We start from the raw sequence: 12,065 nt of genomic DNA, 5'->3' as shown, positions 1-12,065 counted from the left end.
GTCCCGGGCGCTCCGGACAGGTGCGGGACGGCGCTCAGGGTCCGCGGGCGGTCGCGGCCTGCGGCCGGGCCGGTCCCGGTGGCTGACCCCTCGCCCGCAGCGGGCGGGGGGTCAGTCCTGCCCGTACCGCGGGTCGACCGACTCGGGGGAGAGGCCGAGCAGCTCGGCGACCTGCTCCACCACGACCTCGTGCACGAGCAGGGCGCGCTCGTCGCGGCCCTTCGCGCGGATCTCGACGGGGCGCCGGTAGACGACGATCTGCGCGGGCCGCCCCTTCACGGCGGACACCGCACGGCCGAGCGGTACCGTCTCCTCCAGCGACCCCGGCACGTCCAGCACCAGGAAGTCGACGTCCGTCAGCTGGGGCCAGCGCCGCTCCAGCCGCTCCACGGAATCCTGGACCAGGTCGCGGAAGCTCTCCGCCCTGCTGACGGACAGCGGCACCTGGGGCGGGGCGACCGGTCCGCGCATGCCGCGGCCGTGACGGTCGCGGCGGCGGGGGCGTGGCTCGGACGGGTGGGAAGGTACGGGACTGTCCATCACCGACGCAGCGTAACTCTCCTACGGTCCTGCGGATCACGGCTGCTCCGGGTGCCGTTCCCGTGTCCACATCTGAACATTCCGGCCAGCGAAGAGTCCGGATCCGGACTCTCGTCCGATCGCCGACTCCTCGCCGAACGCCCGCTCATGTTCCCCCGGCGGTAGGCACGGACGCGTTCCACCTCCGCGCGGACCGGCTGCCACGCAGGTCGGGGCGGCCGTGCAGAAACGATTCGGGCTGTGCGTCACCGGGCGACACGTTCAGGCAACCTGGGGGAGAGTCGTCGCAGCCCGCTCAAGAGTGCGGTACCGTCCAACATCGTGAGCCCTGTACGTCGCTGTTCGCGAACCGCGTGCGGCCGTCCCGCCGTCGCGACACTGACGTACGTCTATGCCGACTCGACCGCGGTCCTCGGCCCGCTCGCCACCTATGCCGAGCCCCATTGCTACGACCTCTGTGCCGAGCACGGTGAGCGGCTCACGGCGCCCCGGGGCTGGGAGGTCGTCCGGCTCACCGACCCCTCCGGGCCCACGCATCCCAGCGGTGACGACCTGGAGGCCCTCGCCAACGCCGTACGGGAAGCGGCCCGGCCTCACGACCGCGCGCCTCAGGCGGGTGGGCGGGGGCCCCGTGCGGCCGACCCGGTGGAGGTCGCGCGCCGTGGCCATCTCCGGGTGCTGCGCTCTCCGGAACCCTGACACCCGCCGGGGCCACCGCTGTCTCCCACCCGGCCGCCGAGACCGGGATCCCCTCCGCCGTTCCCGCGCGGGCGCACCACCGACCCGTCGTCCGGGGCACGGCGCCGGATGCTCCCCCGGCGGATGCCGCAGGGCCGACGGGTAGTTTGGGCGGTCCGTAAAGACCCCAGGAGGACCGGCCGTGGTTGCTGACCTGTCGCAGCTCGTGAAGGCGTACGACGTGCGCGGAGTGGTGCCCGACCAGTGGGACGAGCCGCTCGCCGAACTGTTCGGCGCCGCTTTCGTCCAGGTCACGGACGCGGACGCCCTCGTCGTCGGCCACGACATGCGGCCCTCCTCGCCCGGTCTGGCCGCGGCCTTCGCCCGCGGTGCGACGGCACGCGGAGCCGACGTGACCCTCATCGGACTCTGCTCGACCGACCAGCTGTACTACGCCTCGGGGGCGCTGGACCTCCCCGGGGCGATGTTCACCGCCTCGCACAACCCGGCGCAGTACAACGGCATCAAGATGTGCCGCGCCGGAGCCGCCCCCGTCGGCCAGGACACCGGCCTGACCGAGATCCGCACGCTCGTCGAGGACTGGTCGCAGCACGGCGCCCCGGAGACGGCCGCCGCCCCGGGCGTGGTCACCGAGCGCGACACCCTCGCCGACTACGCGGCGCATCTGCTGGGCCTCGTCGACCTCGCCGGGATCCGCCCCCTCAAGGTCGTCGTGGACGCGGGCAACGGCATGGGCGGGCACACCGTCCCGACCGTGTTCGCCGGTCTCCCGCTCGACCTCGTCCCGATGTACTTCGAACTGGACGGCACCTTCCCCCACCACGAGGCCAACCCGCTCGACCCCAGGAACATCGTCGACCTCCAGGCCCGCGTCCTCGCCGAGGGTGCCGACCTCGGTCTCGCCTTCGACGGCGACGCCGACCGCTGTTTCGTCGTCGACGAGCGCGGCGAGGGCGTCTCGCCCTCGGCGATCACCGCTCTGGTCGCCGCGCGGGAGCTCGCGCGCAACGGCGGCACGGGCACGGTCATCCACAACCTGATCACCTCCTGGTCGGTCCCCGAGGTCGTCCGCGAGAGCGGCGGCAAGCCCGTCCGTACCCGCGTCGGCCACTCCTTCATCAAGGCGGAGATGGCCGAGCACGGGGCGATCTTCGGCGGTGAGCACTCCGCTCACTACTACTTCCGCGACTTCTGGAACGCCGACACGGGCATGCTGGCCGCCCTCCACGTCCTGGCCGCACTCGGTGGCCAGGAGGGACCCCTTTCCGGGCTCGTCGACCGCTACGACCGCTACGCGGGCTCCGGCGAGATCAACTCCACCGTCGCCGACCAGGTGGGCCGGCTGGAGGCGATCAGGGAGGCGTACGGGAGCCGCGACGACGTGAGCCTCGACGACCTCGACGGCCTCACGGTGACGAGCACCGACTGGTGGTTCAACCTCCGCGCTTCGAACACGGAACCGCTGCTGCGTCTGAACGTCGAGGCCCGCGACCCCAGGACGATGACGGCGGTACGCGACGAGGTCCTGGCCCTGGTCCGCGCCTGAGGGCTGTCCTTCGCACGGGGGCGGTGCCGCGGCGGGTGCTCCCGGGGGCGGTGGCAGTGGTTCTCCGGTGGTGCGGGTGGCGGGTGCTCCTGGGGGTCGGTGGTTCATCGGCGGCCCGCGGCCCGCAAGCCGTGCCGGCCGGAGGCGTGGCGCTCCGGAGTGCGCCCCGGCGCGGGCTCCTGGGTGCCGTCCGGTCCTCGAGGCACCCGGGAGCCGCCCGCCGCGCCGCCCCCGCCCTGCCCGCACCGGCGTATACGCGGCCGGCCAGGACCTGCCGGGCCGCATCCCTCCCGGCCCGGCGGTAGGCTGACGACGCCCCAGCGCGCGGACCCCGACCGGTCCGCACCCGATCCGTACCGGCGCCGCGGACCTCGCACGGCCCGCGCCGATCCGTACCGCATGCTCGAAGGGACCCACCCCATGCCGCTCGAAGCCGGCCTCCTGGAGATCCTCGCCTGCCCGGCCTGCCACGCCGCGCTCGACGACCGGTCCGCAGCCGACGACCCCGAGCTGGTCTGCACCGGCGCGGACTGCGGCCTGGCCTACCCGGTACGGGACGGCATCCCGGTCCTGCTCGTCGACGAGGCCCGCCGCCCCGCGTGACGACGGGACGCGCGTACGTCCGTACCTGATCAGCACGGTGATCGGAGGCCCACCGCCATGCTCGACGAGTCGTTGCTCGACGCCCCGGACGCCCTGGCCCGGGCCGACCGGCGCGGTCTGCTCCGCGGAGCGGCCGAGGCCGGTGCCCGGGTCCGCACCGCCGCCCGGCACGCCTCCGAGGCGGGCATCGGGGGCCTCGCTCCGGAGGGGCGGCCGCGCGCCGTCCTCGTCGCGGGGCCGGGTACCGCCGCACGCGGTGTCGCCGACCTGATCGGCGCCCTCGCGGGCGCCGCCGCGCCCGTCACCCGGGTCCGCCCCACCGGAGTCGCCGCCGCCGCCGGAGCCCTGCGCTGGGCGCTGCCCGGCTGGGCAGGGCCGGTGGACCTGCTGCTCATCGCCACGGCGGACGGCTCGGAGCCCGGCCTCTCCCTCCTCGCCGAGCAGGCGTACCGCCGCGGCTGCACGGTCGTCGCCGTCGCCCCCGTCCGTTCGCCGCTGCGCGAGGCCGTCGACGGCGTCCACGGACTGGTCGTGCCGATGGCCGCCGCTCCGTACGGGGAGTACGACGCCGAGACCTCGGCCGCCGGCCCCGGCACGCTCTGGGCCCTGCTCACACCGCTGCTGGCCCTGCTGGACCGGGTGGGCCTGGTCGACGCGTCCGCCGAGGAGCTGCAGAAGGTCGCCGACCGGCTCGACCGCACCGCCGAACGCTGCGGCCCGGCCATCGCCACGTACAGCAACCCGGCCAAGACCCTGGCCGCGGAACTGGCCGACAGCCTGCCGCTCGTCTGGACCGAGGGCGAGACCGCCGGACCGGCCGGGCGCCGCTTCGCCGCGGTCCTGGCCGAGCTGGCCGGCCGCCCGGCACTGGTGGCGGAGCTTCCCGAGGCACTTCCCTCCCACGGGGCCCTGCTCGCGGGAGCGTTCGCGGCGGGGGCCGATCCCGACGACTTCTTCCGTGACCGTGTGGACGAGCCCGAAGCGATGCGGGCCCGCGTCGTCCTGCTCCGCGACCGGCCGGCCGGTGGGCTCACCGCGGCGCCCGCGGCACGGGAGCTGGCTCTCGGCCACGAGACGGCCATCAGCGAGATCGAACCCGAGGAGGGCGGTGTGCTCGAAGCCTTCGCCGAACTCCTCGCCATCACCGACTTCGCCGCCGTCTACCTCGCCCTCGCCTCGGACAACCGGGTGTGACGGGCTCCCCCGGGGGCGTCACCGCCGTACGCGAGCGGGTCCCCGGCGCCTGCCGAGCCCCTCGGCCTGTGCCGCACCTCCGGGCCGGCCGGGAGGTGCCGGCCGTTCCCGCTGCTGTGCCCGACCCGCCCGCCCCCCTACCTCCCACGCACCGTTCGGGGCACCCTCCGGCCCCGTCACCCACACATCCGACGAGGACGAATCTCCATGGACCGGCTCTCCAACACCGTGCGCCCCTACGCCTGGGGCTCCACCACGGCCCTTCCTGAGCTGCTCGGCAAGGCCCCCACCGGCGAACCGCAGGCCGAGATGTGGATGGGCGCCCACCCGGGAGCACCCTCCCGCCTCACCCGCCCCTCGGGTGGCGCGGAACAGGCCCTCACCGAGGTCATCGCGGCCGATCCCGAACGTGAACTCGGCCCGGCGGCCGTGCGCGCCTTCGGCCCACGCCTCCCCTTCCTGCTCAAGCTGCTCGCGGCCGGGGCCCCGCTCTCCCTCCAGGTCCACCCCGACCTCGCGCAGGCTCAGGAGGGATACGCCGACGAGGAGCGCCGGGGCGTTCCGATCGACGCGCCGCAGCGCACGTACAAGGACGCCAACCACAAGCCCGAACTGATCTGCGCGCTCACCCCGTTCGACGGGCTCTGCGGCTTCCGCAGGCCGGCCGAGGCCGCGGACCTGATGGCCGCACTCGGCGTCGACTCCCTGAAGCCGTACGTCGACCTGCTCCGTGCCCGCCCGGAGGAGGCGGCGCTCCGCGAGGTGCTGACCGCGGTGCTCACGGCCGATCCGGTGGAGATGGCCGGCACGGTCGGCGAGGCGGCGGAAGCCGCCGGACGGCTCGGCGGTGCCCACGCCCCGTACGCGCAGATCGCCCACCACTACCCCGGGGACCCGGGCGTCATCGCGGCCATGCTCCTCAACTACGTACAACTGCAGCCCGGTGAGGCGATGTTCCTCGGGGCCGGTGTGCCCCACGCGTATCTGGGTGGCCTCGGGGTCGAGATCATGGCCAACTCCGACAACGTGCTGCGCTGCGGCCTGACGCCCAAGCACGTGGACGTGAGCGAACTCCTGCGCATCGTCCGCTTCGAGCCGACCGAGCCCGGCATCCTGCGGCCCGAGGCGGCGCCCTCCGGGGAGGAGCTGTACGAGACACCGGTCGACGAGTTCCGCCTCTCGCGCTACGTCCTGCCCGCGGGTGGGGCTCCCGTCGACCTGACGGCGGCCGCCCCGCAGATCCTGTTGTGCACGGCGGGCGCGCCGTCGGTGGGCGAGCTGACGCTCGCGGCCGGGGAATCGGTCTTCGTCCCGGCGGACGAAACGGTCGAAGTGTCCGGTAACGGAACGCTGTTCCGCGCGACCGTGGTGGTCTGACGTACCGTCCGCACCAGCGGCTGCAACAATGTCGGGCCGTACCGCGGCGCCCGTGCCGCAGCAACCGATGAAGGGACACCAGGCACCCATGAGCGCGTCAGGCGGAACCAAGGCGATCGTGGCGGCACTCGCCGCCAACCTCGCGATCGCGGTGGCCAAATTCGTGGCGTTCCTGTTCAGTGGCTCGTCGTCGATGCTCGCGGAGAGCGTCCACTCGCTCGCGGACTCGGGCAACCAGGGGCTCCTGCTGCTCGGCGGCAAGAAGGCACAGCGCGAGGCGACTCCCCAGCACCCCTTCGGTTACGGGCGCGAGCGGTACATCTACGCCTTCCTCGTCTCGATCGTGCTGTTCTCGGTCGGTGGCATGTTCGCCATCTACGAGGGCTACGAGAAGATCAAGCACCCGCACGAGATCGAGGCCTGGTACTGGCCGGTCGGCGTGCTCGTCTTCGCGATCATCGCGGAGGGCTTCTCCTTCCGTACGGCCATCGCCGAGTCCAACCTGACCCGTGGCACGCTGTCCTGGACGCAGTTCGTCCGCCGCGCCAAGGCTCCCGAGCTCCCGGTGGTCCTCCTCGAGGACCTCGGCGCGCTCGTCGGTCTGCTGCTGGCCCTCGGGGGCGTCGGCCTGGCCCTGGGCACCGGCAACGGCGTGTGGGACGGGATCGGCACCCTCTGCATCGGTGTCCTGCTGATCGTCATCGCCGTCGTGCTGGCCGCCGAGACGAAGTCGCTGCTGCTCGGTGAGGCGGCCGGTGTCGAGGACGTCGAGAAGATCAAGGCCGCCGTCGTCGACGAGGACACCGTCACCCGCATCATCCACATGCGGACGCTCCACCTCGGCCCGGAGGAACTGCTGGTCGCCGCCAAGATCGCGGTACGGCACGACGAGTCCGCCGCCGAGGTCGCAGAGGCCATCAACGCCGCGGAGGCCCGCATCCGGGCGGCCGTCCCGATCGCCCGGGTCATCTACCTCGAGCCCGACATCTACAGCGAGGAAGCGGCCGCCGCGGGAGTCAACCCGGGTAAGGCCCCGGGCGGGCCGGCCCCGGACGGCCCGGACGCCGCGGCCTCTCCCTCTGCTCCTTCCGAACCGACGGAATCCGGCCACTGACCCGTCGGAGATGAGCCCCGGACGGCCCCGAGACGCTTCCCGATGCCCGCATGGGCTGGGGCTCGCTGGGCCGTTCGGTGTAGATTCGTCTCAGTACCAGACGTCGCTGCTGATGGCGGTCGATCGGCCCGCGGGTGCGGGCCGGCCGAGGGAGAGAGGGCCTCCGACGGTCTGCACTGTGATCGCCCGGGCATTCGTATGCCCGTGGCTCCGCAGCCAGCCAGCCCACCCTCGACCCATCACGAGGAGCAGCCCGTTATGACGACGGCAGCCAACCGCCAGGACTTCAAGGTCGCCGACCTCTCCCTCGCCGCCTTCGGCCGCAAGGAGATCACCCTCGCCGAGCACGAGATGCCCGGCCTGATGTCGATCCGCAAGGAGTACGCCGCCACGCAGCCGCTGGCCGGCGCCCGCATCACCGGTTCGCTGCACATGACGGTGCAGACCGCCGTGCTCATCGAGACCCTCGTCGCCCTGGGCGCCGAGGTCCGCTGGGCGTCCTGCAACATCTTCTCCACGCAGGACCACGCCGCGGCCGCTATCGCGGTCGGACCGAACGGCACCCCGGAGGCCCCCGCCGGAGTCCCGGTCTTCGCCTGGAAGGGCGAGTCCCTGGAGGAGTACTGGTGGTGCACGGAGCAGGCTCTGACCTGGCCCAACACCCCCACCGGTGGTCCGAACATGATTCTCGACGACGGTGGCGACGCCACCCTCCTCGTCCACAAGGGCGTCGAGTTCGAGAAGGCCGGTTCCGCCCCGGACCCGTCGACCGCGGACAGCGAGGAGTACGCCCACATCCTCACCCTGCTGAACCGGACCCTCGGTGAGTCCCCGCAGAAGTGGACCCAGCTGGCGTCCGAGATCCGCGGTGTGACCGAGGAGACGACGACCGGTGTGCACCGGCTGTACGAGATGCACCGCGACGGCACCCTCCTTTTCCCGGCGATCAACGTCAACGACGCGGTCACCAAGTCGAAGTTCGACAACAAGTACGGCTGCCGCCACTCGCTGATCGACGGCATCAACCGCGCCACCGACGTCCTGATCGGCGGCAAGACCGCCGTCGTCTGCGGCTACGGAGACGTGGGCAAGGGCTGCGCGGAGTCCCTGCGCGGCCAGGGCGCCCGGGTGATCATCACGGAGATCGACCCGATCTGCGCCCTGCAGGCCGCGATGGACGGATACCAGGTCACCACCCTCGACGACGTCGTGGAGACCGCGGACATCTTCGTCACGACGACGGGCAACAAGGACATCATCATGGCCAGTGACATGGCCCGGATGAAGCACCAGGCCATCGTCGGGAACATCGGCCACTTCGACAACGAGATCGACATGGCCGGCCTGGCCAAGATCGACGGCATCGTCAAGGACGAGGTCAAGCCGCAGGTGCACACCTGGACGTTCCCTGAAGGCAAGGTCCTCATCGTGCTGTCCGAGGGCCGCCTGCTGAACCTCGGCAACGCCACCGGTCACCCCTCGTTCGTCATGTCCAACTCGTTCGCGGACCAGACCCTGGCCCAGATCGAGCTGTACACCAAGCCCGAGGCGTACCCCACCGACGTCTACGTGCTGCCGAAGCACCTGGACGAGAAGGTCGCCCGCCTGCACCTGGACGCGCTGGGCGTGAAGCTCACGACTCTGCGTCCCGAGCAGGCCGACTACATCGGTGTCCCCGTGGACGGCCCGTACAAGTCCGACCTCTACCGCTACTGAGCCGCCCGCCGGCCACCGGCCGGCGCGCCCTCACAGCGGCAGATCCGAGCGCAGGCCCCCGCACCCCCGTGCCGGGGGCCTGCCCCGTTATCGCACCCGCACAGCGCGAGGAACCCGAAGGACCCCATGCCCCGCGGCCGTTATTCGCTCCATGATCTCCATGACCACACCCCCCTCGGCGAAGAACACTTCCAGTGCGCCCCCGGCCCGTCCGGCTGGCGCTACGTCTCCCGGTCCACCACCCCCGCCGGAGACCATCTCGGCTCCGTCGATCTGGCCCTGGACGAACTCGGCCGCCCCATCCGCCTCGAACTGCACGCCGCGAGCTGGCAGATCCGCGGCGCCGCCCTGGACGGGGTCACCTGGGTACGCACCGATCCGACCGGCGTCCACGCCACCGAGGGCAACGTCCGCGCCCACACCTTCTCCGGCACCTCCCCCGCCTTCCTCGTCGCCACGGCCCGGCTCCTGCGCCTCACCCCCGGTTCCCCCGCGACCCGGATCCGGCTGGTCACCTTCACCGACCCGGTGCTCGCCCCCCGTACCGTCGACCAGTCCTGGGCCCTGGTGAACAGTGAAGCGCACGCCACTGACAACGGCCCCCTGATCGTGGACGAGTACCAGGTCGACACGTTGGACACGGGCGATCGGCACACCGTCCACATCGCCGGTGACGTGGTCCTGGCCGCCCCCGGGATCGAGCTCGAGGATTTGGAGTCCCCGCCGTCGGACGCAGGGCGTTAGGCAGGCGGAACGAACCCGGTCCCGGCCGTGGCGGAGCTGTCCCGCGTGGCCCGCGGCGCGTGCGCGGGCGGCCCGGCCACCGGAGTCGCCGGCGCGGCGGGGGCGAGCGTGGCCGGACCGGCAGGGAAGCCGGCGGGCACCGCCCCGGTCCGCTGTACCGGAGGCGTCCCGCCGGAGGCGGCCGCGCTCCCGGGCGTGGGTGCGCCGCGGCCCGCGGCAGCGGCCACGCGCCGGACATCCCGCGCCTGCCGCTCGTTCACCACGGCCGCGAGATAGGCCGGCGCGGGCACCCCCTGCGGCACCGGGGTGCCCGTACCGGCGGCGAGGTCCGAGGACAGCCGCTCGGCCATCGCCCGCCCCACTTCGGCATCGAGCTCGCGCATCCGCGTCAGGTACTGCCGTATCGCCAGCCAGAGGCCGTCCGGGACGGCCGACAGGTCCAGCTGCGCGAAGCGGCCCACGAGCCAGGGCGGGGGCGGGGGCACGGCGGCGGCCCGCCCGGCCGGTACGCGTTCCCGTATGACGACCGTGCCCGCGAACACGTCACCGAGCCGCCGCCCGCGTGCCGACACCAGGGACGAGACGCAGGCGACGGCGCCGAACGTCCCCAGGATCTCCACCACCCCCATCGCCCCGCGGACCAGCGAGTGCCGGAACCTGATCGGTCCGCCGTCGTCCCGCACCACGCGCAGACCGCAGGCCATCTTCCCCAGGGAACGGCCGTGGCTGAGCGTCTCGACCGCGATCGGCCCTCCCACGAGCACCAGGAGGAACGTGGCGACCGCGACGGCCGCGGTCGCCGCCTCGTCGAGCGTCACGCTCGCCACCGCCAGCCCGACCGACACGAGTACGAACGTGGTCAGGAGCACCGCGAGATCGATGGCGATCGCCAACGCCCGGCTCGGCAGCCTGGCCGGCTGCAGTCCCAGTACGACCGCGTCTCCGGTCACGAGCTCATCCATGGCCACCCCACCCATCGCCGGCCTTACCTGCCCCTCGGACCCATCAGTCTGCCAAGCTGACCGGCAGCGCGCCGTAGTAGGGACCCGTACGCACCCAGGCCTGGAGCAGCAGCCGACCATGGATCTCGACGTCTTCGTGACCACCCACCGCACCGAGTGGGACCGCCTCGACCACCTCCTGCACCGCGGCCGCAGTCTGACCGGCGCAGAGGCGGACGAACTCGTCGACCTGTACCAGCGCACCGCCACGCATCTGTCGTTGATCCGGTCCAGCGCCCCGGATCCGTCGTTGACCGTCCGTCTCACGCAGCTGGTGGCGCGGGCCCGTTCCACGGTGACGGGCACCCGACGTGCTTCGTGGCGCGACGTGGCCCGCTTCCTGAGCGCGGGGTTTCCCGCGGCTGTCTACCGTTCGCGCCACTGGTGGGTTCCCACGGCCGTCCTCTCCACCCTGCTGGCAGCCGTCATCGGCGGGTGGATCGGCACGCATCCGGAGGTCCAGGCAGCGATCGGAGCCCCCGACGACCTCCGCAGCATGACGCGGCCCGGCGGGGAGTACGAGACCTACTACTCCAGTCATCCCGCTGCCTCGTTCGCAGCCCAGGTCTGGACGAACAACGCCCAGGCGGCCGCGATGTGCCTGGTCCTGGGCGCCTTCCTCTGTGTTCCGGTGATCTGGATCCTCTTCGTCAACGTCCTCAACCTCGGTGTGGGCATCGGTCTGATGTCGTCGGCGGGCCGCCTCGACACCTTCCTCGGGCTGGTCCTGCCGCACGGCCTGCTCGAACTCACCGCCGTCTTCGTCGCGGCGGGCACCGGTCTCCGCCTCGGCTGGACGGTCGTCGACCCGGGGCCACGGACGCGCAGGGACGCACTGGCACGGGAGGGCCGCGCTGCCCTGGGTATGGCCATCGGTCTGGCCCTGGTCCTGTTCGTCTCCGGTGTCATAGAAGGCTTCGTCACCCCGTCCGGCCTTCCCACCTGGGGCCGGATCACCATCGGCGTCGTCGCCGAGCTGGCCTTCCTCGGGTATGTCTACGTCCTGGGCGGGCGGGCGGCCCGGGCCGGCGAGACGGGCGACATCGACCCGGCCGAACGGAGCGCGGAGCTGCCCTCCGCGAGCTGACGACCCGGCCGCCGCTGACGGACCGCCCCCCTCCCCACGACGGATGTGCGTCGGGCGTCGCTGACCTGCTAGTCTCACCACGCCCACAAAAAACTGTTGACACGGTTCGTGTGGGGAGGTAGATTTTAACGGTTCCAACGAACTGGACATGTCCAGCAAGGAACGGCTAAAGTTCATTTCGCTCACGCCGAGGGCAAGATCCTCGCGGAGCCGATCGATTCTTCATCTTTCAAGCAGTGAGCCGATTAGGTTCGGTGAAATTGCTTCTGATAAAGTCGAGTCAGCCGAAAGGCAAAGGCCCTCCGCAGGCCACTGGAATCGAATTCGAACCGGAAACGGAACGGAAAAGAGTCTGGTAGAGTCGGAATCGCCGGAAAGGGAAACGCGAAAGCGAGGAACTGGAAAGCAGCCCGCTTCGACCGGGAATCGGACACGAAAGAGTCT

11 protein-coding genes are annotated in these 12,065 nt (G+C 72.0%); 9 read left to right on the top strand and 2 right to left on the bottom strand.

Going from position 1 to position 12,065, the window contains the following annotated elements; all coding sequences use genetic code 11:
• Positions 1-111: 111 nt before the first annotated feature.
• Positions 112-540: a metallopeptidase family protein gene (locus BA175_RS27770; protein WP_069174322.1), complete on the bottom strand. Its 429-nt coding sequence runs from the start codon at positions 538-540 to the stop codon at positions 112-114.
• Positions 541-810: 270 nt separating this feature from the next.
• On the opposite strand from BA175_RS27770, the gene BA175_RS27765 reads away from it, so the two are divergent.
• The 8 genes from BA175_RS27765 (at position 811) to BA175_RS27730 (ending at position 9,533) form a co-directional block, all read left to right on the top strand.
• Entirely contained in the window at positions 811-1,239 is a 429-nt protein-coding gene (locus BA175_RS27765; protein WP_079159873.1) for a DUF3499 domain-containing protein, read from the top strand.
• Positions 1,240-1,420: 181 nt separating this feature from the next.
• Entirely contained in the window at positions 1,421-2,785 is a 1,365-nt protein-coding gene (locus BA175_RS27760) for a phosphomannomutase/phosphoglucomutase (RefSeq protein ID WP_069174320.1), read from the top strand.
• Between the two features lie 420 nt (positions 2,786-3,205).
• The gene (locus tag BA175_RS27755) at positions 3,206-3,388 is read left to right on the top strand and encodes a Trm112 family protein (protein WP_069174319.1); all 183 of its coding nucleotides are present in this window, start codon (positions 3,206-3,208) and stop codon (positions 3,386-3,388) included.
• A gap of 57 nt (positions 3,389-3,445) precedes the next feature.
• On the top strand, positions 3,446-4,582 hold the full coding sequence (locus BA175_RS27750) for an SIS domain-containing protein (RefSeq protein ID WP_069174318.1): 1,137 nt from the start codon (positions 3,446-3,448) through the stop codon (positions 4,580-4,582).
• Between the two features lie 207 nt (positions 4,583-4,789).
• On the top strand, positions 4,790-5,959 hold the full coding sequence (gene manA, locus BA175_RS27745; protein ID WP_069174317.1) for a mannose-6-phosphate isomerase, class I: 1,170 nt from the start codon (positions 4,790-4,792) through the stop codon (positions 5,957-5,959).
• An 88-nt stretch (positions 5,960-6,047) separates the two neighbouring features.
• Positions 6,048-7,073 carry a cation diffusion facilitator family transporter gene (locus tag BA175_RS27740; RefSeq protein WP_069174316.1) on the top strand — a complete coding sequence of 342 codons (1,026 nt, stop codon included), beginning with the start codon at positions 6,048-6,050 and terminating at the stop codon, positions 7,071-7,073.
• Positions 7,074-7,331: 258 nt separating this feature from the next.
• Positions 7,332-8,789 (top strand): adenosylhomocysteinase, encoded by a 1,458-nt coding sequence (gene ahcY / locus BA175_RS27735; RefSeq protein ID WP_069174315.1) that lies wholly within the window; start codon positions 7,332-7,334, stop codon positions 8,787-8,789.
• Positions 8,790-8,915: 126 nt separating this feature from the next.
• Positions 8,916-9,533, top strand: a complete 618-nt coding sequence (locus BA175_RS27730; RefSeq protein WP_069174314.1) for a hypothetical protein — start codon at positions 8,916-8,918, stop codon at positions 9,531-9,533.
• Here the strand turns inward: BA175_RS27730 and BA175_RS27725 are convergent.
• Positions 9,530-10,495, bottom strand: a complete 966-nt coding sequence (locus BA175_RS27725) for an RDD family protein (protein WP_079159872.1) — start codon at positions 10,493-10,495, stop codon at positions 9,530-9,532. The genes BA175_RS27730 and BA175_RS27725 overlap by 4 nt on opposite strands.
• 118 nt (positions 10,496-10,613) lie before the next feature.
• On the opposite strand from BA175_RS27725, the gene BA175_RS27720 reads away from it, so the two are divergent.
• A complete protein-coding gene (locus tag BA175_RS27720; protein WP_069174313.1) occupies positions 10,614-11,621 on the top strand; it encodes a stage II sporulation protein M in 1,008 nt (335 codons plus the stop codon).
• The last annotated feature ends 444 nt before the right edge of the window (positions 11,622-12,065 follow it).

The organism is Streptomyces griseus (genome assembly GCF_001715295.1).
In the GTDB taxonomy this organism is placed as follows: Bacteria; Actinomycetota; Actinomycetes; order Streptomycetales; family Streptomycetaceae; genus Streptomyces; species Streptomyces griseus_G.
This window is presented reverse-complemented; position numbering and strand designations above follow the sequence as displayed.

What these genes read in the sequence shown, in the direction of transcription:
- BA175_RS27720 (WP_069174313.1), top strand. Translation starts at nt 10,614, where the DNA reads ATGGATCTCGACGTCTTCGTGACCACCCACCGCACCGAGTGGGACCGC.
- BA175_RS27770 (WP_069174322.1), bottom strand. Translation starts at nt 540, where the DNA reads ATGGACAGTCCCGTACCTTCCCACCCGTCCGAGCCACGCCCCCGCCGC.
- BA175_RS27730 (WP_069174314.1), top strand. Translation starts at nt 8,916, where the DNA reads ATGCCCCGCGGCCGTTATTCGCTCCATGATCTCCATGACCACACCCCC.
- BA175_RS27755 (WP_069174319.1), top strand. Translation starts at nt 3,206, where the DNA reads ATGCCGCTCGAAGCCGGCCTCCTGGAGATCCTCGCCTGCCCGGCCTGC.
- BA175_RS27725 (WP_079159872.1), bottom strand. Translation starts at nt 10,495, where the DNA reads ATGGATGAGCTCGTGACCGGAGACGCGGTCGTACTGGGACTGCAGCCG.
- BA175_RS27740 (WP_069174316.1), top strand. Translation starts at nt 6,048, where the DNA reads ATGAGCGCGTCAGGCGGAACCAAGGCGATCGTGGCGGCACTCGCCGCC.
- BA175_RS27750 (WP_069174318.1), top strand. Translation starts at nt 3,446, where the DNA reads ATGCTCGACGAGTCGTTGCTCGACGCCCCGGACGCCCTGGCCCGGGCC.
- manA (WP_069174317.1), top strand. Translation starts at nt 4,790, where the DNA reads ATGGACCGGCTCTCCAACACCGTGCGCCCCTACGCCTGGGGCTCCACC.
- ahcY (WP_069174315.1), top strand. Translation starts at nt 7,332, where the DNA reads ATGACGACGGCAGCCAACCGCCAGGACTTCAAGGTCGCCGACCTCTCC.